The sequence below is a fragment of the Acetomicrobium thermoterrenum DSM 13490 genome, assembly GCF_900107215.1.
GTDB classification, from domain to species: domain Bacteria; phylum Synergistota; class Synergistia; order Synergistales; family Acetomicrobiaceae; genus Acetomicrobium; species Acetomicrobium thermoterrenum.
Genome location: NZ_FNPD01000002.1, coordinates 207,642 through 230,145 on the forward strand (window position 1 = coordinate 207,642; position 22,504 = coordinate 230,145).

Here is a 22,504-nt window from a genome sequence, read left to right on the forward strand (position 1 = left end):
TATTTTATACCACATTATAGACGTAACCGGTAGTATCAGTAAAAGATCCCAACCATTCCAATCTGTCTTGAATATAAATTGCGCATTTGCATCATATGTGATAATATTGCCACATATCTGTCAAGGAGGGTTAATAATGGATATGGAAACTCAAGGCAAAAAGGCGACGCTGTTAAAGGCCATGGGGCATCCAGTCCGTATCGAAATCATCGAACTGTTGGGCAATAAGGAGATGTGTGCCTGTGAAATTGCAAGTTTATTTGACTGCGACAGGACTACTGTGAGCAAACATTTGGCCATCCTGAAAGATTTGGAAATTATCGAGCAAAGACGAGAGGGTTTATATATTTACTACAGACTTAAATTGCATTGCTTAGTTCCCATGCTTCAGTGTATAGAGCATGCCATTTTTGGCGATCCGGTGAAAATTCAATTTGACTGTAAATGTTCGTGCTCCCAAGATAACTGCGAAATTTAACATAAATATATTATTTTTAGTTAGTTAGGAGGCATTTTTATGAGCGACAACAAGAAATTAGCTTTAATTCTTCTTACATTTCTCTTTTTTTACTTTATACCGGCCGATTCACCCAGAGTAACAGTCGCTGCTTCGGAAGCCCTGGCAATGCTTCATGAATATGCCAGACAACACGTCCTGCTTTGCCTGGTTCCTGCTTTTTTCATAGCGGGCGCCATTTCCGTTTTCATCAGTCAACAGTCCGTCATGAAATATCTCGGAAGCCATGCAAAAAAGTTCGTATCCTATGCCGTTGCAGCGGTTTCTGGCACAATTTTAGCCGTATGCTCCTGCACCGTTCTTCCCTTGTTTGCCGGAATTTATACCCGAGGAGCCGGAATAGGCCCTGCTTCCGCATTTCTTTACTCCGGACCGGCTATCAATGTGTTGGCCATAATTTTAACGGCGAGAGTACTGGGTTTTGAGATGGGCCTGGCCAGAGCGGTTGGAGCCATTCTTTTCAGCGTTGTCATCGGATTAGCAATGTCAATTATATTTAGAAAAGACGAAGAGAAAAGGCAGGAAGCTTTTGCCTTCCCAGCCGAAGATGGTACATCTCATCCTCTATGGCAATCGGCATCAGTTATGGCAGGCATGATTTGCTTTTTGATATTCGCAAACCTTGCAGCTCCAAAGGCGGATATCGGTTTTTGGGCACAACTTTATAACGTTAAATGGATAGTAGCAACGATCAGTATTTCCTTTACTGCCCTAGTGATTAAAAAATGGTTTTCAGCAGAGGAAAGATCCGAATGGTATAGCGCCACTTGGGGATATGCGCTTCAAGTATTGCCATTGCTTTTCGCTGGGGTCCTGATTGCCGGTTTTCTCCTCGGTCGCCCCGGGCACGAGGGTATCATCCCAGGTGCATACGTATCTTATCTAGTGGGCGGCAACTCAATCTTTTCTAACTTTTTCGCGTCTATCGTTGGAGCCTTCATGTATTTTGCCACGCTAACGGAAGTGCCGATATTGCAGGGTCTTTTGGGCGCAGGAATGGGTAAGGGACCGGCACTTGCCCTTCTTTTGGCAGGCCCGGCTTTATCATTGCCAAATATGCTGGTGATACGAACAGTACTGGGAACAAAGAAAACAGTAACATACGTTATCCTCGTAGTGCTGCTTTCTACGCTGGCTGGAATAATTTATGGTAATCTTTAGCGTAGGATAATAATCTCTTTATGATTAACAGGAGGAAGTTAAAGTCATGAATTACGTTACTGGATTCATTAATTGCAAGGTCTACGGGGACATCGGGAATAGCCGGCATTTTGAAGCCTTTTTGGTCGTTAATGGTAAAATCGCCTCCACAGGATCAAACATAGAGATTTCGGAGCAAACCAAATCTTTGACAGGTGAAACAGTAGACTTGGGAGGGAAAATTGTCCTACCCGGTTTCATTGATTCTCATTTGCACATCGATGAACTTGGAATGTACATTAACTCTCTGAATTTAAGAAACACGGCAAGCATCGAAGATCTTCGAGATAAACTAAATAATTTCTCTTCAAAGGCTTCAACTTCGTGGATCTTAGGACATGGTTGGGACCAAGAGCTTTTCAGAGAAAAAAGATGGCCTACAAAAGACGACTTAGATGCCGTTGAGAAAGAAAGACCTGTTATTCTCTCAAGGGTATGTCTTCATGCCGCGGTCCTAAATTCAAAAGCCTTAGAGATGACGGGCATAACTTCCTCCACGGGCATAGTGGTGGAGAGTGAATTTCAACGAGCCAGGGAAATATTTAAAGATAGCCTTTCTATTTCCGAGTGCAAAAAAATCCTGAAAGATGCCCTCATTTATGCTTCCAAACAGGGGTTGACCTGTCTTGGGTTTGTAAGCTGTGACGCAAAGATGCTGTCTGCTTTAATGTCACTATGGCATGACGGAGAAATTACCACAAGAGTCAGGGCATATCTGGAGCCAGGAAAAAGATGTCAAACCGGGGAAAAAATGTACGAAAATACCGAGATCTTATCCGCCTTAGACAAACTAGGCATAAAGAGGTGCTTCGGCGACGACATGTTAAGGATACAGGGAATTAAAATACTCGCCGACGGGTCGCTCGGTGCCCGCACAGCATGGCTTACCAAGCCCTATTCGGATATGGCTGACCTGCAGGGATTCCCAAACATAGGCAAAGAAGAACTTTTACAGTTGGTCAAATCAGCTGATGCTGCTGATTTACAGATCGCTGTTCACGGAATAGGCGATGCCACAATAGACATGATACTTGACACATTTCAGGAAGCTAAAATTTATGATCGAGGACACCGAATCGAGCACCTTTCCGTTTTAAGACCAGACCAAATTAAACGCATGAAGGATATAGGCTTGTATGCCTCAATCCAACCGCATTTCGTGATCACGGACTGGTGGGCCATTGACCGATTAGGCTCAGATAGGGCAGAGTTCATACACCCCTTTAAAAGTATTTTCTCTTACGGAATATCGACTGCATTTGGAACAGATTCGCCTGTGGAAGAACTCAATCCCTGGGAGACCGTCTATGCTGCAGTTACAAGGGGCAAGTACGAGGATATTCCTCTCGCAGCAGCGACACCAAACGAAGCGCTGGACATAACAGACGCCATTTATTGCTATACTGCAGGAGGAGGCAATATCATGCTAGACCCCGATATAGGAAATTTGGGAATAGGCATGCCAGCTGATTTTATAGTGTTAGACAAAGACCCCTTTGAAACTGACCCTAGATATATTAAAGATATAAGGGTCCAAAAAACATACATTGGGGGCAAGGAGGTTCGATAGATTCGATTATAATTGGTGCCTATAGATAACAAAATATTTGCCTCACGTTAACCTCAGTAAAAATTGCCTCTCCCACTCAGTTAAAAAGAGGTTGTTGGAATAATCTCAAAGAGCTAATTCAAGCTTATTTAAATTCCAATAACCTCTTTTTATTTGTGAGTCATATATCATTAATAAGAGATATCTTCTGCTATATAATGCATAAACTTATATAATCGTTTAGTTTAATATTTGACTTTTTATTAAAAGTGCTATATAAACATGGATTATTAAATTCAGCCCATGGGTCACACTTATGTTATACATATGCATGTGCGCATCATGCAGCCTAAATGTCTATTTGTTTTAATAACATTATGAAGGAGTGATCTTTATATGCAGCTTAATCCATATGAAATGCTAAAAAAACAAATCGATGATGCCGCAAGATACATCGACATTGATCCGGAGTATTTCGATATTCTAAAAGAACCAAGAGAAATTTTAGAGGTATCTCTTCCGGTTCGTTTGAGCGATGGCTCAATAAAGATTTTCAAGGGATGGCGCTGTCACTATAATAATGCTCTTGGACCCTATAAAGGCGGAATACGCTATCATGTTCAGGTAAACAGGGATGAGGTAATTGCTCTAGCCGGATGGATGACTATAAAATGCGCTGTAGCCCAACTGCCCTTCGGAGGCGGAAAGGGAGGTATAAATTGCTCACCTGCAGATCTATCGATTGACGAGCTGGAAAAGTTGACCAGGGCATATGCCTTGGGAATATCGCGCTTCATAGGCACAGATTACGATGTCCCCGCTCCCGATGTAAATACCAATCCTCAAATCATGGCATGGATAGCCGATACCTACGAAAAGATCAAGGGCTTCAGTCAGCCCTCCGTCATTACGGGCAAACCAGTCGAAGTGGGCGGTTCTTTGGGTCGAAGCAAAGCAACTGCACAGGGCGGAGTATACGTTCTTACTGAAGCGTTAAAAGCGCTAAATTTCAATAATAAAGATCTCTCCTGCGCCATCGAAGGATATGGAAACGCCGGAAGTTATATGCATCTTTTATTGGAAAAGATGGGAATAAAAGTTATCGCTGTATCGGATACCAGAGGTGGAATTTATAATCCAAAGGGCTTGCCTGCTAGCGAGCTAAAGGAACATAAAATGAAAAACAGGACAGTTGCCAATTTTCCGGAGGGCGAGAATATAACAGACAAAGAATTATTGTCGAGTAATGCGGATATCCTAATACCCGCCGCCTTGGAAGGGATGATAAACGAGACAAACGTCAGCGATATAAAGGCCAAAATTATTTTAGAATTGGCAAACGGCCCTGTCACTCCGCAGGCGGAGAAAACGCTTTCCGACAATGGAGTCTTAATAATTCCTGATGTTTTGGCAAATTCCGGCGGAGTGATCGTTAGCTACTTCGAGTGGGTCCAGGGAAGATCGGGGGAATATTGGGACGAATCGACCGTGGATAAAAAACTTTACAACAGGATAACCGAGGCATTCCGGGAGATATGGGAAATTAAAGGCAGAAGAAAAATAAAAATGCGCGAAGCTGCATACGTAACAGCAATCGGAAGAATATCACAAGCAATGCGCATACGCGGAATTTGGCCATAAATTATAATTACATGCATAGCAACTATGCCTCTACGAGCCTGCCTCTGCTGCGTTAAATTCCATCATTAGGCAGGCTCGTTAAAGTTATGTTCAGAGGTTATCTAATTACCCGATAAGTTTCTAAATGTATCTTTCAGCGCCCCTTCCGACGGAACTTTACCTGCAATGACAACCTTCCCGTCAACAGCTAAGGCAGGGGTAGCCATTACTCCAAAAGATATTATTTTATTAATATCTGTAACCTTTTCGACTTCATAATCTAGACCGAGTTCTCGCGCAACTTTTTCAGCCATATCCGCAAGTTTCTTACACTTAGGGCACCCCGTGCCAAGAACTTGTATCTTCAACTCAAGATCAACTCCTTTGTTCATGAGATATGTGGCAATTATATCACACATAATGGCTTTTCAGAAACAAGCTTGTTTCAAGACAATTTTCGAGGGATAATTTTATAGAATGCAATAACAATTATTAAAGGAGGGACAGAATTGTTTGCAATAAAGGACTTTTTGCGAACGGAAGTGGTGCCTGCGCTTGGTTGTACCGAGCCCGGCGCTGTAGCGCTGGCCGCAGCCCGGGCAAGAAAAGAAATAGGTTCCGAGGAAATCAAAAGAATAGAAGTCGATGTAAGCCCTAATATTTACAAGAATGGCTATGCAGTAGGCATTCCGGGTGTCAAGGATTTAAAGGGGAATGCTGTGGCAGCAGCGCTAGGGGCTATTTGCGGCAAATCGGAGTATGGCCTGGAAGCGTTAAAATCTTGCGATAAAAGCGACATCGAAAAAGCTATACAACTTGTCAAAGCAGGCCTTGTTACCGTATCTCCAAATTTTGCAAAAAACGGAGTATATGTAAAAGTTTCGATAATAACCGACAAACGTACATGTTCTTGTTTTATTGAGGATAGGCATGATAACATTACAAAAATTATGATGGATGGGAAACTTATACTTTCAAAACGCAAAAGACTCCCCGTAATCCAAAATTCGGAAAAAGCAAGCATATTTGATGCTATTAAAAATATGACATTCAATGAATTGACTTCCCTATTAAACGACATAGATGGTGAAGATATAAAGTATATTTACGACGGGATAAAAATGAATATGGCTGTCGCGCATATAGGTCTAGACCCCGACAACGATTATGGTCTTGGAGTAGGAAAAACTATTTTCAAGATGATCAAATCCGACGATCTTTCCGCCCTTCCGCTAAAAATAAAAGCTTACGCCGCAGCTGCCGCAGACGCAAGAATGGCAGGAATTTCTAAACCGGTAATGAGCAGCGCCGGAAGCGGAAATCACGGTATAACAGCGATTCTTCCGGTTTGCCTGGTGGCAGATTTTTACAAAAAATCAATGGAAGAAACTGCCAAAGCCGTGACCTTGAGCCATCTCACTACAAGTTTCTTAAAAAGCAGAACTGGGCGGCTAAGTCCGATCTGCGGATGCACCGTTGCCGCAGGCGCTGGAGCCGCAGCCGGAATTACATACCTTCTTTCTCAAGATATGACTAAAGTGGAGGATGCAATTGAAATTCACGTCAGCAACCTGATTGGCATGATATGTGACGGTGCAAAAGACACTTGTGCCCTTAAGGTAGCTACCGGTGCCTATGAAGCCTTTACGGCAGCGATGATTGCCTTAGAAAAAAACGGACACGATATCCCGAGGGGCATCATAGGAGAGACTCTCGAAGAAACTGTAGACAATATGGCCGAATTGAGCAATAAGGGAATGAAGAATGTTGACACTATAATAATCAGCCTACTTCAGAATAACATTTTATAGCAATTCCTTATTTGATAACTTCATACCGAACAAAATAAAATATAAACACGAGTCCAATAGGCGTGACAGCTTACATGAACTCGTGTTTATATTTGTTATTTTATAGAATCAATTTGTTGCCCGGCTTGCCTCCTTTGGTTATTTTATCCAGTTCGGATAATATTGCCGGAGATGCCACATCCAGGCGCGGTTTCTTGTTTTCCTGAGAGGTTAGTTCGCGAAGCTTTTGTTCGTATTCTTCCATGCTCTTTTTAATCGTATCAGCGTCTCCCTTGAGCCATAGAAGGATATTTTCCGCTATGGCCTTTACCTCTTCATCGGTCAGATCGTTTTGCGTAGCACCAATTGCCTTCATGAGCTTTCCCTGCTCTCTGACCGCATCTACAATGTCGTCATCGGTTATAATGCCCTTCTTATAAAGGGCTCGACCCAATACATCGAACTTGGTCTTCATGCTCTCTTCGGACATGGCCACGCTGTCTATACGAGCCATCATCAAAGAAAGCATATCTTCCAATGTCATTTGCATTGCTCTGGGTTGCATTATATATTCCCCCTTATGGTAGATAAATTTCTAATATTTCCGTTCTTGCCTACGCGTCAAGCACGTGTATTTTAACAGAAACAGAATGAATTATAAATGGAAGTTTAATAAAAAAGGGACCTCAACGGGTCCCTTTTTTTGAGGAGGAGATAGGGTTTGGATACGGTATTTGGCTTTGTCTTCCATTGCCGCACCCAGCAAATGAGAGTTTAATCACCTATAGCTGTTTTGTCAACTTGAAAATTATATTCTATATTTTTCCATTATTTATAATTTTCAGAATATTTTTTGAGATAATACAGTATTGTTATGCTATGGCAATCACTTCCATCTCAAGTAGAGCCTTTTCCTTTGGTAGTTTGCTCACTTCAACGAGAGATCTGGCAGGTCTATGATCGCCAAAGAATTCTGAATACACCTTGTTGATGGCCTGAAAATTGGCAATATCGGTTACAAAAACTGTGGTTTTAACGACTTTCGATATATCAGACCCGGCACTTTCCAGAATTGCCTCAATGTTTTGCAACACCCTGACCGTCTGCTCCTCTGCAGAACCTTCTACAATCAAGCCGCTTTCCGGGTCTAGAGGCAGCTGCCCCGAAACGAAGACAAATCCGTTTACTTTTACAGCAAGCGAATAGGGCCCAACTGCTTTAGGTGCTTTATCACTATGGATATATTGCATTTACTTCGCCTCCCAAAAAGAGATAATCTATATAGTTAAATCATATTACCACACCTCGTAAACCCCTTTGAAGTACTTATTTCGCAAGCGTCTTCGACCACCTATTTTTGCTAACTTTTCCCCAAAAATGATATATTTTAAGAGACCCAAGACATTAGTAATAAAAATCCAGTGGATTTAGAAAACAAAACAATTTTAAGGAGGTGTGAAAGGTGGGAAGAGTTATCGCCGAGATAGTCGTGGTTCCCCTGGGAACGAACAGTCCCAGTATAAGCTCTTACGTGGCCGAGGTGGAAAGAACCTTGAGAAAATTCAATCTGAAAGTCAGGTTAACGCCTATGAGCACTGTCTTGGAAGGTGAACTGGATGAGGTGCTCAATGCCGCTAAAGTAGCCCACAATTGCTTATTCGAAAAAGGAGTGTCAAGAGTTTCAACTAATCTCAGAATTGATGAAAGAAGAGATAAAGAATTAACTATGGACGGCAAAATTAAAGCCGTCGAGGAAAAGCTTTAGCTTCCCGCTAAATATTCAAATGCCCCGCAAGCTTGCGGGGCATTTGAATATGTTCAATTTATAACTTTTGCATTTTAGAGTCCTTGATATAATTGCCTAAAAAATCAACTTCCGCCTTCGGAGCATATTTTTTGATTATTTCTTCAAGCAAAGGTGCATCGGAACGCTTAAACAATAACTTCCATCCAGTGATTCCTCTTTCAAAAAAGACCATCACCATATCGCCCTTGTAGGCAAAAGTAGCTGCTTTTACATCTTCCCATGGAAGAAATTCTTTGGATATTCCAAGTATTCCATATACTTCTTTTGTTATTCCATTAGATGAAATGTAGATTTTCTTTTTATACATAATACCGTAAAAGGAAACGATGATTAATATTATCTTATAAAAAGAAAAATCTAATACTGCCGAAAAAATGCAATAACACCCGAAAACAAATAAAATGAATTTCATCCAAATGGGAGTCGAATAGCTTGATCGTGATTCGATGATGGTCTCCATCGGTCATACCTCCGTAGACAATTCTACTATACGTTTACGATATCCTCATCCGTATCCTTGCGCCAGAATATCGATTTGCCCATAGCTGTTAAAGCAATGGCCACGATCGGGTTAAGGTAATTAAGAAAAGCGTAGGGCAAATACTGAATAGTAGGCACTCCTAAGACGCTTGTATGATAAGCTCCGCATGTATTCCATGGGACTAAAACCGATGTCAATGTGCCGCTATCTTCCAAACTTCTGGAAAGCATTCTCGGGTGAAGCCCTCTTTCATCGAAGGCGGGCTTAAACATCCTGCCAGGCAACACTATTGAAACATACTGATCCCCCAAGAAAATGTTGGAAACTATACAAGAAATTATTACCGATGTAACCAGTCCTGTAACGCTTTTTACATGGCGCAAGAGGGCCTGCAGTAATACCTCCAATATTCCGCAGCGCTCCATGACACCACCGAAGGAAAGTGCGCATAGTATCAAAGAAACAGTCCACATCATGGAATCGAGTCCGCCACGTTCGAGTAAATCGCTGAGCATCCCTCCCACTTCTTGAGCAAGTTCGGGGGCGACATCGCTGACACCCTGCGCAGCGAGGATGCCCGCTACGGCATCGAGACTCTCCGCTCCTGCAACTTCCGCGCTAAAGGCAGGGCTGTAACCGTAATGAATTGCAGTGACCATCGTTCCCAGTCCGCTGCCTTGAAGAAGTATCATTATACCGCCCAGTACCACACCTGCAAATAAACTTGGTATTGCCGGAAATCTTAAAGCTGCCAGCAAAACTACCACTATAGGGGGAATAAGACCCACGACGCTTATGTTAAATTCTGCAGCTAGCAGCTTTTGAAAAGCGGCTATCCTCGACACATCTAAAGTCCCGCCTGCAAACCTGAGGCCCAATACTACGGTAATAATGGCAACTATAACGTAGGTGGGCAAAGTTGTGGAAACCATGGCCCTTATGTGACTAAAAAGAGTCGTCCCCGAAACTGCGGGTGCAAGATTTGTAGTGTCAGAAAGAGGCGACATTTTATCGCCAAAGTATGCCCCGGAAATAACTACGCCGGCTGCCAGCGGCATTGGAACTCCTAGCCCCGCAGCAATACCTATCAAGGCCAAACCTACAGTGCCTGAGGTGCCCCACGAGGTGCCCGTAGCCAATGAAACTATAGAACAGATTATCAAAGTTGCAAGTAAAAATATGCTGGGCGAGAGGATGCCCAAACCATAATATATGAGCGTCGGCACGATGCCGCCCTGTATCCATGAGCCAATTATCATTCCCACTATCATTAATATCAAAACAGCCTGAAGCCCTGCAAGGATACCGCGAAACATGCCCTCTTCCATATCTTTCCATTGAAAATGCAACAAATAACGGCCCATTAAACACACAAAGGCAGCAGAGAATACCAGGGGAATGTGCACATCTACGCCCAAAACCAAAACACCGGTTCCAATACAGACAGCAGCTACGCAAACTGCCAGAACAGCTTCAAAAAGAGTAGGTTTTCTCGTCGAACTTCTATTTTCGCTCATTCTCATTTCTACCTCCTCTCATATTTTAATTATTGCCATGAAAACAATATTGCACGGGTAATATGTCCTCTTCACCTCCTCTCCTATCGACTGCACTGCTTGTACAATTGTCGAACGCACATGCAACTGTGCGTCTCATTTATGATATATTTTATCATGTAGACATAGGAACGACATATATTTATATAACCACTTAAAGTTTCTATATCAGGACTACTTAACGCGTTTTCTGAAACTACGCCAAATATCTGCAGACATCAAAATTATTCTTTCCCATTAGATGTCGGACGTTGATAAGGCATGGGAACATATTGAACGGAGGGGCGTCTCTGTCCGGCTTGAGGATATAGATGCATCAAAGATGCTACCTCCTCAGGAATTCCACTCGTTACATTGAGGCCCAACCGTTTTGCTTCTTCATACATAATAGGATAATCATGGGTCCACCTGCCATCGGTTAATGCAGTGGAGAGTTCTTCTGCTTTTTCCTCGGGGACGTCATTGCTTATCAAGAGGTCGTATACAAAGCGCCGAGTTTGTGTAATGGCTTTCTTTGACATATCAGCCAATATGATAGTATTGTCATCGACCTCTGAAATTGGTTTCTGTTCAAGGACCTTTAGAATGGAAACAGCTGCGTATTGACCTATTTGAGGATCTACCGGGCCCAAAACTGCATTTTCATCCATCACTATTTCGTCCGCAGCAAGGGCAATTAGCGTTCCACCAGACATAGCATAATGGGGAACGAAGACAGTAACCTTTGCATCATGCTTAGACAATGCGTTTGCAATTTGTTCGGCTGCCAAGAGGATGCCTCCGGGTGTATGAATTATTAAGTCTATCGGCATATCTTTAGGAGTTAATTTTATTGCCCGAAGCACTTCCTCGGAATCCTCGATGCTAATGAAATTCCGTGCGAACATTCCTAAAAAACCGATGGATTCCTGTCTGTGGATTAGCGTAATGACTCGACTTCTGCGTTTCTGCTCTATTTTCTTGATCAGTCCTTGTCGGAGCCGTTCGAGGTTCCATTGCCTGAAGGAGGGAAGCACTAACAAAAAAAGAAAGAGCAACCAAAAAATATCGAAACCGTACATTTCAATTACACCACCTTAATATAAAATATAGTTATCGGATGAACTGAAAAAACTTTCAGCTTTCATGATTATAATAGCAAAAGGCCACGGAAAAGTAACTATCCGCGGCCTTAAACTATATTTCACACTTTTAGTGTGCACTAGTACTATGCAGATTCTTTGGAGACAGCTTTCTTTTTATTGTTGTTCTTTCCCTTCGCTACAGGAATAAAAGTAATATTGTCTTCTGAGACATCGACTTTGATTACGCTTTCCGGTTTTATTTTTCCTTCAAGCAAAATGTCAGCCAGCCTGTCTTCGATGTATCGCTGTATGGTCCTTCGCAAGGGTCGCGCGCCAAATTTAGGCTCGTACCCCTTTTTCAACAAAAACCCCTTTGCAGCCTCGCTAACTTCGATGAATATTCCCTTTTCGGCCAATCTTTCAGCTACGTCATCGATCATGATATCTACAATCTGAAGAAGTTCCTTTTCGCCTAAAGGCTTAAAGACCACTATTTCGTCTATTCTGTTTATAAACTCCGGTCTAAAGGTCCTTCTTACCGCATCCAATATATTTTTCTTTGCGGCCTCGAAATCGATCTGATTTTCCGATTCGGCAGCAAACCCAATGGCCGGACCTTTCATCAAATCCTGCGCTCCGAGGTTACTCGTCATAATGATCACCGTGTTTTTGAAATCGACAACACGACCCTGTCCATCGGTTAACCTTCCATCCTCCAGGATTTGCAAAAGTATATTAAACACATCGGGATGGGCCTTTTCTATCTCGTCGAAAAGAACCACAGCATAGGGACGCCTTCTGACAGCCTCGGTCAATTTGCCTCCTTCTTCATATCCCACATAACCGGGAGGTGCACCTATGAGTTTGGAAACCTCATGGCGTTCCATAAATTCGCTCATGTCGAGACGGATCATGGAATTTTCGTCGCCGAACATAAATTCCGCCAAAGCTTTGCTCAGCTCAGTTTTGCCAACGCCAGTAGGGCCTAAAAACAGGAAACTCCCTATGGGTCGCCGGGGATCCTTCAAGCCGCTTCGGGCCCTCCTGATCGCTTTGGCCACTATGGATACAGCTTCCTCTTGATCTATAATGCGTTTATGAATTTCTTCTTCCATGCGAAGCAGCCGTTGGCTTTCTTCTTCCGTCATTTGCGTGACGGGAATGCCTGTCCATTCTGAAACCACCAATGCGATGTCTTCCTCGTCGACTATTGGTTCTTCTTGCGACTTCTTGGCCTGCCATTCCTTCCGTTTTTCTTCCAGCTCTTCTGATAATTTTCTTTCTTCGTCCCTTAAGTCAGCGGCTTTTTCAAATTCTTGAGACGCTACTGCTGCTTCCTTTTCCTTTCTCACCGTCTCGAGCTTCTTTTCCAGCTCCTTTATAAACTCCGGCGGATTCATAGTAGAAAGTCGCACCCTCGCACCAGCTTCGTCGATAAGATCGATAGCCTTGTCAGGCAAATATCTGTCGCTTATGTAACGAGCAGAAAGCCTTGCTGCTGCCTCCAAAGCTTTATCCGTTATTTTGACCCGATGGTGCGCCTCATATTTATCTCTCAAACCCTTTAAGATCTCTATGGTGTCTTCTATAGTGGGCTCACCCACAAAAACAGGTTGAAATCTCCTCTCTAAAGCTGCATCTTTTTCGATGTATTTTCTGTATTCGTCCAAAGTCGTAGCCCCAATTACTTGAAATTCTCCCTTGGCAAGGCTTGGCTTTAAGATATTGGCAGCGTCGACGGCTCCTTCTGCTCCGCCTGCACCAACTAATGTGTGAATTTCATCGATGAAGACGATCACGTCTTTGGAGTCGCGAACCTCCTTGACCAGTTTTCTCATGCGCTCCTCGAATTCACCTCTGTATTTGGTTCCCGCTACCAAATTGCCAATATTAAGTTGGACTATTCTTTTGTTTTTAAGAACTTCCGGGACCTCACCTGTAGCTATTCTCTGAGCCAATCCTTCGACAATTGCAGTCTTTCCTACGCCTGGATCACCAATGAGGCAGGGGTTGTTTTTAGTCCTGCGCGACAAAATTTGAATTACTCGCTGTATCTCCCGCTCACGACCGATAACGGGATCGAGTTCGCCTTGACGAGCCATCTCAACTAAATCGATGCCTAATTGGTCGAGAGTCGGAGTCTTGGTATGAGATTTCTTTCTTGACAAACCTTGGCTTTGGCTCATTTGATCTACCTCCCCTCCGGAGAGATATCGAACAACTTCCTGATACACCTTTTGCATATCCAACCCCATGCTGGTAAGAACCTGAGCTGCGATTCCTTCCCCCTCGGCTAACAACCCCAGGAGGATATGCTCTGTTCCAACGTAGTTGACACCCATATTTCGAGCTTCCCTCATAGCCAAGTCCAGAACTCGCTTTGCCCTGGGACTTAAAGGCAGATCTATCGGTTTGTCCTTTGCTTGTCCTTTGCCAACCAATTGTTCAACCCTCTTGCGAACTTCATCTAAATCTATGCCCAAGGACATCAGCACATGGGCTGCTACTCCATCGCCTTCGGCCAATAAGCCCAGCAATATATGTTCCGTACCTATTACATCGTGACCCAACCTCAGCGCTTCTCTATGAGCTAATTGGACCACCCTTCTTGCTCGCTCCGTAAAAAATTGCCACATTCTACATCACCCCTCTTATCCTTACTTAGGCTCTATGCTTTTAAGACGTTCCCGCAAAAAGGTTGCCCTGTACACATCCCTTTCATCCGGGGTCAGTTCCTTGCCCGCAAATAACTGAACATGGTTCGGTTGTACGCCAAGAACAAGATTATTCCAATCCTCCACGGAAAGTTTAGGAGTTATTTCCATGTCACTGCCCATCTTGATTAGCGAAATCAGTTCAAGAGCTTCTCTCGTGCTGATGTTTCTGCAATATCTCATTACGCCAAATGCCCTCCAAACCCTGTCATCTAAGGAACTGCCTAATTTACGCTTCATCACCGCTCTGGCGCGTTCTTCCTCCGTAACAATTTGTCGTACAGCAGAAGCTACCTTATCAATCAGCTCTTCCTCACCGAGGCCCAAGGTAATTTGATTTGAGATTTGATATAATGAGCCCAGCACATCGCTTCCTTCCCCATAGGTTCCCCTCACTGTAAGGCCAATGCGATTACATTCATTTATCAAAGTAGCGATTTGCTTTGACATCTCAAGCGCCGGTATATGAACCATTACCGAGGCACGCATTCCAGTTCCGACGTTCGTCGGGCATGCCGTCAGATAGCCGAAATCAGAATCGAAGGCATAATCCAACTTTTCAAACGTCATTTCGACCTTTTTTGCTATTCTCCACACTTCGTTAAGCTCAAGACCTGCCAAAATAACCTGAATCCTAAGATGATCTTCCTCATTGACCATTATCGATATGACACCTTTTGAATCCACTACTACTACTCTGCCAGGTCCGTCGCCTGCGAAGGGAGGACTAATAAGGTGTTTCTCTACCAACACCCACCTGGACAAGGAATCCAGGGCGTTCATTTCTACAACATCGCTATCTTTTAAAAGGTCCGAATCTGATATCACTTGTTTAACATTATCAACAATGGCATATAATTTTTCATGATCACATCGATGGGTAAAAGGAAAATCACTTAAATTTCGCGCTAATCTTATTCTGCTGGAAACAGCTATATTAGAATTGCTTCCTTTCCCCTTTACCCACTCTATTGGATGTGCTAACAAGTCACGCTTTGCCATCGCTACCATCACCTTTCGATGTTAATTCGCGGATACGATCGCGAATTTTCGCCGCACGTTCGTACTCCTCTTTTTCTACCGCTTCTTTAAGCTCCTTTTTTAATTGTTCCAGTTCGTCTCCTGTAGCATCTTTTTCTATGTAACTCAACTCAGGCTTACTCCCCCTATGACGATCAGCTCCATGAATTTTTCGAAGCAAGGGCTTAATATAATCTCGGAAAGACTCGTAGCATTTTGGACATCCAAACTTGCCGGTTTTTTGAAAAGTCGAATAATCCAACCCGCAGCCTTGGCATTTAATCTCAGTTCTCACGGGCCTGCGCAATTCTTTGGCAGCGAAGGGTTCGAAGAGGGAACCCAAGAGATTTTCCCATGACAAATCAAAATTAAAATGAGGAAATAGATCGATACCCTCCAGACCCATAGTCTCTGCGCATTCTCTGCATAGATGATATTCCTTTACCTCACCGTTTATAATTTGCTTGATATGCACCTCTGCTTCCCGTTTCTGACATCGTTCGCACATCATTGTAAATTCCCCCTATATAATGGCCAGGCTTTTGAGCACCCGTCTAACCAGTTCAGTATTAATTTCATCTCTGCGATAGGCGGGTAGATCGAAAAAGGATACCAACACTTCATCGACAAATCTCAAGATAACTTCTAACATGGTGCGTTCCCTCAGCGTCAACAGTTCACGTTCTTCCAAATTTTTCAAAAGACGCCTTGTTTCCTGCGGTGTCATTACTCCATCAACTATCTCTTCAATGTGATTGAGTCTGTCCTCCACGCCGGAAAGACATACCCGTATAATTCTAATGTAACCGTTTCCTCCCCTTTGACTCTCTACGATAAAACCTCTTTCAGGCGTAAATCTGCTTTGCAAGACATAGTTTATTTGACTTGGCACACAACCGAAAACATTTGCCAACTCCTTGCGTCGCAATATGATCTCATCCGCCGAATTAGCCTCAAGCAGGCTTCGTATATATTTTTCTATCTTTTCAGTGAGGCTTTCCATATCTATGTACCCCCATCCTGCCTATGGCATTAGTGCGACCATGCTCATTATATGCATGAAGGTCAAAATATGTCAAGAATATTTTTAGGGATACAAAACATTTTTAGGGGAATTAAAGTGAGGAAATCTCGGTCGTTACAAGAATAGCATCTTGACTCCTACAAGACAAATTACAAGACCGCCAAAAACACAAGCCCATCGGCCTAAAAGAAAGCCCAGAGTTCTGCCGAAGTATACTCCCAATAAACACATGCATAAAGTAACAAAACCAACAACAGAGGAAAAGAACATGATGGAAATATTCGCCACTGCAATACCAATTCCAACGGACAATGCATCGATCGAAGTGGCAATCGCAAGAAATAACAATGCCAGCCCCTTAGTAATGTCCCTAGGACTGCATTGTTCTTCCCTTTTTGAATCCTTAAGCATTTTAAGGCCGATACAAATAAGAACAACCGAAGCTATCCATTCGTCATAGGGAGAAAACTTGCGCAAAATATAGTAACCCAGAAAATATCCAAAGATGGGCATAATAAACTGAAAAATACCGAACACACTCCCCATTCGTAGGGCAACCGTAAGATGACTATCCTTTCGGCAAGCTCCAACACTCAAGCATACCGAAAATGCATCCATCGATAAAGATAGGCCAATTAGTATAATGTAAACAATAGGCAAATGTGCGAAACTCCCTTCTCAATCTTTTAAATACCCTTCAACAGCAAATGGTCATTATACTCCTTTCGAATTATATAATCATGCGCTCCAAAACCTTAAGTGGCTCTTTCGCCAACTTTATGCTCGGTCCCTGCTAATAATCTTCTGATATTTGCATGATGTCTAACTATTGTAAGGAACGCCAAAAAGGACGAGGCCACGATATAAGAAATATCGGCGCCAAACAACTTCAACCATATCGGCGTTGAAGCAAGGGATATCATAGATGCTAAAGAAACGTAACGACTCACCCTCATCACGCAATACCACACAACCCCGCCAAGGATCGAAGCGAGGGGGTAAAACATAAATATAACGCCGAAGGAAGTTGCCACTCCCTTTCCGCCTTTAAATTTCAACCACACAGGAAAATTGTGTCCCAAAACAGCTACAACTCCTAAAAAAGACAGCAATTGCGGAGAAGATACCCCCAAGACCCTTGCAATTAGTAAGGCCAATCCGCCTTTTGTTATGTCGAAGATACCCACAGCGATTGCCCACTTTTTACCCATCACTCTCCCGACATTTGTAGCTCCTATATTGCCTGAACCATACTTCCTAATGTCATCGCCCTTTACTAGTTTGACAACCAAATATCCCATAGGAGCTGATCCCAGCAAATAGGCCAATAGTATCAGAAACACCGACACCTGACATCACTCCTTCTCTTTGCGCAATATTAGAGCATCCGCAACTAACACTCCTTTTCCTTCGTCTAGTACAAAAACCGGATTTGCATCCAATTCTTTTAGCTCACTTTCTATACATGCCATTCTCGATATTAAACTAACTGCTTTTGCCAAAGCGTTTATGTCCTTTCGTTTTTGACCACGTGCTCCTGCAAGCAGGGGGTAACCTTTAAGTTCCTCTATCATTTCCATAGCGGTATTCTCATCGATGGGGGCGCGTCGCAACGAAACATCTCTCAGCACTTCGACATATATTCCTCCCAAACCGACGGCGACAATCGGGCCAAAAATCGGGTCTCTTTTGACACCTATCATACATTCCAAACCGCTACCGACCATTTCTTGAACTAATACTCCCTCTATGTTGGCTTCAGCGTTAAATTTCCTGGCCTTTTCCAATATTCTGCCGTAGGCATTGCGAATTTGTTCTTCATTTTGCAAGTTTAGGGCAATTACTCCAGCCTCAGTTTTGTGAAGAATTTGAGGAGACATAACCTTTAAAGCCACGGGATACCCAATCTCTTCGCTTGCTTCTATGGCCTCTTCCAAGGACAAGCAAAGTCTCTCATTTGTCACCGGAACGCCCCAATGCTCCAACAATTTCTTTGAGTCGTATTCCGTCATCATTAATGGAAGTTTGGGCAAAAATGGTTCTCCCTTGACCTCTATGTCTTTCGTAGGTTTCAACATGACTTCATACCAGTTGGCAAGTGTGCTCAGTGCAAAAGCACTTCTGCGCAAACTTTGAAATAACGGTACACCTGCAGCCTTAAGCTGTTTCAAAAAAACTTCCCCATGTTTACGGTCAATCAGCCAGGTACAATTGATAGGTTTTTTGGTCCCTTGACTCGCAGCTATGAGGTCCTGGACCATCTGTTCGCCCGATTTACCGGTAATCATGGATATAATGACGGTGACCATGTCTATGTCAGGACATTCGAGCACCGCATCCAAACAGCCAGGGAAACCTTTGGGGTCATTTATCACCTGCGCAGTCATGTCTATAGGGTTTGAGCTGGAGCCGAAGGGGGGTATATAGGGTTTTATCTTCTCTTGCGTGTTTTCATCCAAAACCGGCACATTCAGGCCATAGTCGTCCAACAAATCCGTCATGATTATACCTGCTCCTCCGGAAGTAGTTAACACCGCTACCTTTTTGCCTGTAGCTCTTTTGGGAGAAGAAAATATCGTTCCCAGATCGATGATATCTTCTACGTCAGAAATGCTTATAACACCATATTGCTTAAATACGGCATCCCAAACTTCCCTATCACCCGTAAGAGCAGCTGTGTGACTTTTCGCTGCCTCTTTAGCCACATCGCTCTTACCGACTTTCAGTACTGCAATTGGAATTTCCCTCTTTTTGGCTTGTTGCACTAAATCCAGGAACTTTGAGCCGTCTTTCAAACCTTCCATGTAAAGGATAAGAAGTTTCACTTCTCTGTCCTCAATAATGAACCGCCCAAAATCAACTACATCTAAATCTACTTGATTGCCAGTAGTTACTACATAGCGAAACTTTACACCACTGTCGGCACCTAGGGCAAAAGAGGCAAATCCAAAAGCTCCACTTTGCGAGACGTAAGCAATATGTCCAGGTTCCAGGGGTTCTGCGTCTAGTGAAGCAGAAAAACTCAGAGGAACACCGTCGACAAAATTTACCAAACCTTGACAATTCGGACCTACCAAACGGATATTCCATTTATTTGCTATATAAATTATTTTATCCTGAAGTTGAGTGTCGTCAGCTTCAGCAAACCCCGAAGAAAATATGACAGCGAAGGGAACGTTTTTCTCTCCGCATTGTTCCAAAATATCGGGCACAAGGGCAGCTCTTACTCCAATAATGACAACATCCGGAGACGCCGGAAGGGATCTAATATCTGGATAACATTTGAATCCATGAAGTGAATCGTATTTAGGATTCACAGGAAAAATATCCCCTCTATAATTGTATCGGTTCAGCAATTTTAAAGGTCGACCTGATATGCTATCCATGTTAGATGATGCGCCAACTATGGCAATTTTTTTAGGCTTAAAAAGGCGGTTTAGGTCCACAAATGATGACATTTCATCCCCTCCTAACAATATCGGATATGTAAATATATTATCATATCTCCTTTATTAACAGATTCAGGAGAGGAAACTTATTGCCCACAAATTGCGAAACTCACTTCTCATTAACGCTATCAAAAAAAGAAGGAGCCTGTTGTGGCTCCTTCTTTTTTTGATCTATGGTGCCGAGGGGGGGATTTGAACCCCCACGGGAAATCCCACACGCCCCTCAAACGTGCGTGTCTACCAATTCCACCACCTCGGCGTTGCAATCGCATTATACGCAACTTATTTTTATTAGTCAATACTGATGAGAAATGGATCAATTGGGTATGGCGCTTTTAGTAAGCAATTTAGCATATTAGCCCTAAACTTAAAAGGGTTAAGATTTTTCAATTGGCAATGTGGTCTTTTAGAATACATATTTTACAATTGGTTGCATCCAAATGCGCCTTCAGACCTATGGGTACGGTAATTTTAGAATCACAATGCCCAGCTGAAAAGTTAGCTATTGTGGGTTTTCTGAGGGGGATAATGTAATCAGCGAATACTTCCTCAAGATTAAGGCTTTTGGAAGCATCTGTCTCTTCGCAATTTCTAAAATCTCCCAAAATAAAACCTGCAGCCTCTTCCAGTTTCCCGGCCAAGCGCATTTGCAGAAGCATTTTATCTACCTTGTACGGTTTTTCGTCGATATCCTCCAGCAAAAGCAGTTTCCCCCGAGTATCTATTTCATAGGGCGTTCCTAACGTAGCAGCAACTATGGACAAATTTCCCCCGACAATTTCTCCCTCTGCTTCTCCCTGAGATAAAGCCCGAAGTGGTCGGCCTTCGGGATTGGATAGGATCATATTTTCCGTTGAACCGCAAACTGCTGATATGAAACTATTTTTAGTAAATTCATCTAAACCCTTCGCGAAATCTATTCCCATAGGTCCGTGAAAGGTGGGCATTTTTGCCCTTTGAAAAAAGGTTACAAGTAGAGCCGTTATATCGCTATACCCTATAAAAGGTTTAGGGTTGTCTTTGATAATATCGAAATCCAGCATATCGAGTATTCTCATGCTCCCGTATCCGCCACGCAGGCAAATTATTCCGTCAATATCTTCATTAACGAACATTTTGTTTACATCACTGGCTCTTAAGTGATCATCACCCGACAAATAGCCCCTACGGGCATAACAAGATTCGCCAACGATGACCTTAAACCCCAACTCTTTAATTGCGATCTCGGCCTTCTTTAGGTCCTCCTCATTGGTTGGGCTCGCAGGCGCCAGCATTCCAAGGGTATCGTGTCGTTTTAAAGCCCTAATTTGCATTCTTGTTTGTCCTCCTCTAAACAAAATTTCATTTTTCCTTTGGCATTTGTATGTAATTTATAGTAAAATATTTCTTAGAAAAGCCCTTCCTCATCGGGACATACATACATAGGCGTTGCCGTTCCCTCCTGCCTATGTATGTATGTCTTTATTTTTAGGCATTTATCGAGGGGTAATAAAAAGGATACGCTCAAACTACAAAGAACGCTTCACTATGTTTCCCTCGACCATAACAAGGAGAAGATGACTGGAGTAGCTTAAAGGATCCCCGTCCCACACCAGAAGATCGGCTACTTTGCCCTTATCTATTGATCCGAGCTCCTTCTCCATTCCGATATGTTCGGCTGCTTTTATTGTAATGGCTGCCAAAGCCTCATCTGAAGGCATGCCTGCCGAGACAGCTAAAGAGGCATGCAAAACCAGGTGATTTAACGGAACAACCGGATGGTCAGTAGTAAAACACAGATGAACGCCTTTTTCGTATTGTTCTACGGCACCTTCCCACGATCTGTTTTGAAGTTCCAACTTAGATCTTGAGGTGATACCCGGACCATAAGCTACAGGAATTTGCCTCGGAGCGAGGACCTCGGTTATCTTGTCCCCTTCTGTACCATGCTCTAATGTAAACTTGAGGTTAAACTCATCGGCTATACGAATGGCTGTTATCATGTCATCGGCCCTATGGGCATGAATCCTTAAGGGCAATTCGCCCCTCAATACGGGAAGCAAAGCTTCCCATTTCATATTTCTGTCAAAAATATTGCCTTCTCTTTGAGCACGATCTTTCCTTTGAGCATAATCTTGAGCCGTCATAAACGATTCTCTCAAAATTGCAGCCACTGACATCCTCGTGGCGGGAGAACGGTCTTTCTTTTTGTATAAATTTTTCGGGTTTTCTCCGAAAGCCGCTTTCATACCTGAAGGAAATCTTCTAACCATTTTATCTATTATTCGACCATAAGTTTTGATGATAGCTCCCTGACCACCCAAAACATTTGCACTTCCGGGCAAAACCTGCACTGTCGTCACTCCGCCTGATATAGCTTCGTCAAAAGCTCTATCATAGGGATTTATCGCATCAATGACGCGCAGATGTGGCGTTACAGGATCGGTGTGTTCGTTTACACTTTCTTCATCTTGCGGATAACCTTCCTCTATTAGACCGATATGTGTGTGAGGGTCGATAAAACCGGGTGTGACAATACGATCTGTCACGTCAACCACTTCGCACTCGGAAACGCCTTTGAGTCCTTTGCCTATGTCTTTAATAATCCCCTCTTCGATCAATATATCAACGTTTTCTAATACACCCTTGGTTACAGTAAATACAACGCCGCCCTTCAATATAACTGATGAATTTTTCACTTTTCTTTAAGACCCTCCGCTCTTTAATTTTTGGC

The 22,504-nt window shown here is 43.1% G+C and carries 21 protein-coding genes and 1 tRNA gene; 6 read left to right on the top strand and 16 right to left on the bottom strand.

From position 1 onward, the window contains the following. The first annotated feature begins 136 nt into the window (after nucleotides 1-136). From BLU12_RS02635 to BLU12_RS02650, 4 genes are all read left to right on the top strand, one after another. On the top strand, nucleotides 137-478 hold the full coding sequence (locus tag BLU12_RS02635) for an ArsR/SmtB family transcription factor (RefSeq protein ID WP_091460380.1): 342 nt from the start codon (nucleotides 137-139) through the stop codon (nucleotides 476-478). Between the two features lie 39 nt (nucleotides 479-517). Further along, the gene (locus tag BLU12_RS02640; protein ID WP_091460382.1) at nucleotides 518-1,678 is read left to right on the top strand and encodes a permease; all 1,161 of its coding nucleotides are present in this window, start codon (nucleotides 518-520) and stop codon (nucleotides 1,676-1,678) included. 46 nt (nucleotides 1,679-1,724) lie between these two features. After that, a complete protein-coding gene (locus BLU12_RS02645; RefSeq protein WP_091460384.1) occupies nucleotides 1,725-3,287 on the top strand; it encodes an amidohydrolase in 1,563 nt (520 codons plus the stop codon). 375 nt (nucleotides 3,288-3,662) lie between these two features. After that, on the top strand, nucleotides 3,663-4,907 hold the full coding sequence (locus BLU12_RS02650; RefSeq protein ID WP_091460385.1) for a Glu/Leu/Phe/Val family dehydrogenase: 1,245 nt from the start codon (nucleotides 3,663-3,665) through the stop codon (nucleotides 4,905-4,907). A 101-nt stretch (nucleotides 4,908-5,008) separates the two neighbouring features. Here BLU12_RS02650 and BLU12_RS02655 read toward each other — a convergent pair whose 3' ends face one another. Then, nucleotides 5,009-5,254 (bottom strand): thioredoxin family protein, encoded by a 246-nt coding sequence (locus tag BLU12_RS02655; protein WP_091460387.1) that lies wholly within the window; start codon nucleotides 5,252-5,254, stop codon nucleotides 5,009-5,011. Between the two features lie 141 nt (nucleotides 5,255-5,395). On the opposite strand from BLU12_RS02655, the gene BLU12_RS02660 reads away from it, so the two are divergent. After that, nucleotides 5,396-6,697 carry an L-cysteine desulfidase family protein gene (locus BLU12_RS02660; RefSeq protein WP_091460389.1) on the top strand — a complete coding sequence of 434 codons (1,302 nt, stop codon included), beginning with the start codon at nucleotides 5,396-5,398 and terminating at the stop codon, nucleotides 6,695-6,697. Nucleotides 6,698-6,797: 100 nt separating this feature from the next. On the opposite strand, the gene BLU12_RS02665 is transcribed toward BLU12_RS02660, so the two are convergent. After that, nucleotides 6,798-7,241, bottom strand: a complete 444-nt coding sequence (locus tag BLU12_RS02665; RefSeq protein WP_234945388.1) for a hypothetical protein — start codon at nucleotides 7,239-7,241, stop codon at nucleotides 6,798-6,800. Between the two features lie 307 nt (nucleotides 7,242-7,548). Then, nucleotides 7,549-7,926, bottom strand: coding sequence for a RidA family protein (locus BLU12_RS02670; RefSeq protein WP_091460391.1), 378 nt, complete (start codon nucleotides 7,924-7,926; stop codon nucleotides 7,549-7,551). Nucleotides 7,927-8,138: 212 nt separating this feature from the next. Between BLU12_RS02670 and BLU12_RS02675 the strand changes: the two genes are divergently transcribed. Next, nucleotides 8,139-8,441 carry an MTH1187 family thiamine-binding protein gene (locus BLU12_RS02675; RefSeq protein WP_091460393.1) on the top strand — a complete coding sequence of 101 codons (303 nt, stop codon included), beginning with the start codon at nucleotides 8,139-8,141 and terminating at the stop codon, nucleotides 8,439-8,441. 58 nt (nucleotides 8,442-8,499) lie between these two features. Here BLU12_RS02675 and BLU12_RS02680 read toward each other — a convergent pair whose 3' ends face one another. The 13 genes from BLU12_RS02680 to BLU12_RS02740 all read right to left on the bottom strand — a co-directional run bounded on the left by BLU12_RS02680 (nucleotide 8,500) and on the right by BLU12_RS02740 (nucleotide 22,469). Further along, the gene (locus BLU12_RS02680) at nucleotides 8,500-8,943 is read right to left on the bottom strand and encodes a hypothetical protein (RefSeq protein WP_234945389.1); all 444 of its coding nucleotides are present in this window, start codon (nucleotides 8,941-8,943) and stop codon (nucleotides 8,500-8,502) included. 26 nt (nucleotides 8,944-8,969) lie between these two features. Beyond that, nucleotides 8,970-10,481, bottom strand: coding sequence for a Na+/H+ antiporter NhaC (gene nhaC / locus BLU12_RS02685; protein WP_091460395.1), 1,512 nt, complete (start codon nucleotides 10,479-10,481; stop codon nucleotides 8,970-8,972). A 263-nt stretch (nucleotides 10,482-10,744) separates the two neighbouring features. Beyond that, the gene (locus BLU12_RS02690; protein WP_091460397.1) at nucleotides 10,745-11,581 is read right to left on the bottom strand and encodes an SDH family Clp fold serine proteinase; all 837 of its coding nucleotides are present in this window, start codon (nucleotides 11,579-11,581) and stop codon (nucleotides 10,745-10,747) included. A gap of 146 nt (nucleotides 11,582-11,727) precedes the next feature. Continuing rightward, nucleotides 11,728-14,220 carry an ATP-dependent Clp protease ATP-binding subunit gene (locus tag BLU12_RS02695; protein ID WP_091460399.1) on the bottom strand — a complete coding sequence of 831 codons (2,493 nt, stop codon included), beginning with the start codon at nucleotides 14,218-14,220 and terminating at the stop codon, nucleotides 11,728-11,730. Nucleotides 14,221-14,241: 21 nt separating this feature from the next. After that, nucleotides 14,242-15,300, bottom strand: a complete 1,059-nt coding sequence (locus tag BLU12_RS02700; RefSeq protein ID WP_091460401.1) for a protein arginine kinase — start codon at nucleotides 15,298-15,300, stop codon at nucleotides 14,242-14,244. After that, nucleotides 15,287-15,829 carry a UvrB/UvrC motif-containing protein gene (locus BLU12_RS02705; protein ID WP_091460403.1) on the bottom strand — a complete coding sequence of 181 codons (543 nt, stop codon included), beginning with the start codon at nucleotides 15,827-15,829 and terminating at the stop codon, nucleotides 15,287-15,289. Before BLU12_RS02705 ends, BLU12_RS02700 begins: the two co-directional genes overlap by 14 nt. A gap of 12 nt (nucleotides 15,830-15,841) precedes the next feature. Further along, nucleotides 15,842-16,321, bottom strand: coding sequence for a CtsR family transcriptional regulator (locus tag BLU12_RS02710; RefSeq protein WP_091460406.1), 480 nt, complete (start codon nucleotides 16,319-16,321; stop codon nucleotides 15,842-15,844). Nucleotides 16,322-16,456: 135 nt separating this feature from the next. Beyond that, entirely contained in the window at nucleotides 16,457-16,960 is a 504-nt protein-coding gene (locus BLU12_RS02715) for a manganese efflux pump MntP (protein ID WP_091460465.1), read from the bottom strand. A gap of 137 nt (nucleotides 16,961-17,097) precedes the next feature. After that, on the bottom strand, nucleotides 17,098-17,691 hold the full coding sequence (gene plsY / locus BLU12_RS02720) for a glycerol-3-phosphate 1-O-acyltransferase PlsY (protein ID WP_091460407.1): 594 nt from the start codon (nucleotides 17,689-17,691) through the stop codon (nucleotides 17,098-17,100). A 6-nt stretch (nucleotides 17,692-17,697) separates the two neighbouring features. Then, a complete protein-coding gene (locus BLU12_RS02725; protein WP_091460409.1) occupies nucleotides 17,698-19,800 on the bottom strand; it encodes an acetate--CoA ligase family protein in 2,103 nt (700 codons plus the stop codon). Nucleotides 19,801-19,965: 165 nt separating this feature from the next. Next, nucleotides 19,966-20,050 (bottom strand) — tRNA-Leu (locus BLU12_RS02730). A 127-nt stretch (nucleotides 20,051-20,177) separates the two neighbouring features. Beyond that, nucleotides 20,178-21,104, bottom strand: coding sequence for a S66 peptidase family protein (locus tag BLU12_RS02735; RefSeq protein ID WP_091460411.1), 927 nt, complete (start codon nucleotides 21,102-21,104; stop codon nucleotides 20,178-20,180). A gap of 195 nt (nucleotides 21,105-21,299) precedes the next feature. Further along, nucleotides 21,300-22,469, bottom strand: a complete 1,170-nt coding sequence (locus BLU12_RS02740; RefSeq protein ID WP_091460413.1) for an amidohydrolase — start codon at nucleotides 22,467-22,469, stop codon at nucleotides 21,300-21,302. Nucleotides 22,470-22,504 lie beyond the last annotated feature (35 nt).

What these genes read in the sequence shown, in the direction of transcription:
- BLU12_RS02705 (WP_091460403.1), bottom strand. Translation starts at nt 15,829, where the DNA reads ATGATGTGCGAACGATGTCAGAAACGGGAAGCAGAGGTGCATATCAAG.
- nhaC (WP_091460395.1), bottom strand. Translation starts at nt 10,481, where the DNA reads ATGAGCGAAAATAGAAGTTCGACGAGAAAACCTACTCTTTTTGAAGCT.
- BLU12_RS02640 (WP_091460382.1), top strand. Translation starts at nt 518, where the DNA reads ATGAGCGACAACAAGAAATTAGCTTTAATTCTTCTTACATTTCTCTTT.
- BLU12_RS02710 (WP_091460406.1), bottom strand. Translation starts at nt 16,321, where the DNA reads ATGGAAAGCCTCACTGAAAAGATAGAAAAATATATACGAAGCCTGCTT.
- BLU12_RS02700 (WP_091460401.1), bottom strand. Translation starts at nt 15,300, where the DNA reads ATGGCAAAGCGTGACTTGTTAGCACATCCAATAGAGTGGGTAAAGGGG.
- BLU12_RS02690 (WP_091460397.1), bottom strand. Translation starts at nt 11,581, where the DNA reads ATGTACGGTTTCGATATTTTTTGGTTGCTCTTTCTTTTTTTGTTAGTG.
- BLU12_RS02665 (WP_234945388.1), bottom strand. Translation starts at nt 7,241, where the DNA reads ATGCAACCCAGAGCAATGCAAATGACATTGGAAGATATGCTTTCTTTG.
- BLU12_RS02735 (WP_091460411.1), bottom strand. Translation starts at nt 21,104, where the DNA reads ATGCAAATTAGGGCTTTAAAACGACACGATACCCTTGGAATGCTGGCG.
- BLU12_RS02650 (WP_091460385.1), top strand. Translation starts at nt 3,663, where the DNA reads ATGCAGCTTAATCCATATGAAATGCTAAAAAAACAAATCGATGATGCC.
- BLU12_RS02715 (WP_091460465.1), bottom strand. Translation starts at nt 16,960, where the DNA reads ATGGATGCATTTTCGGTATGCTTGAGTGTTGGAGCTTGCCGAAAGGAT.
- BLU12_RS02680 (WP_234945389.1), bottom strand. Translation starts at nt 8,943, where the DNA reads ATGGAGACCATCATCGAATCACGATCAAGCTATTCGACTCCCATTTGG.
- BLU12_RS02670 (WP_091460391.1), bottom strand. Translation starts at nt 7,926, where the DNA reads ATGCAATATATCCATAGTGATAAAGCACCTAAAGCAGTTGGGCCCTAT.
- BLU12_RS02725 (WP_091460409.1), bottom strand. Translation starts at nt 19,800, where the DNA reads ATGTCATCATTTGTGGACCTAAACCGCCTTTTTAAGCCTAAAAAAATT.
- BLU12_RS02635 (WP_091460380.1), top strand. Translation starts at nt 137, where the DNA reads ATGGATATGGAAACTCAAGGCAAAAAGGCGACGCTGTTAAAGGCCATG.
- BLU12_RS02645 (WP_091460384.1), top strand. Translation starts at nt 1,725, where the DNA reads ATGAATTACGTTACTGGATTCATTAATTGCAAGGTCTACGGGGACATC.
- BLU12_RS02695 (WP_091460399.1), bottom strand. Translation starts at nt 14,220, where the DNA reads ATGTGGCAATTTTTTACGGAGCGAGCAAGAAGGGTGGTCCAATTAGCT.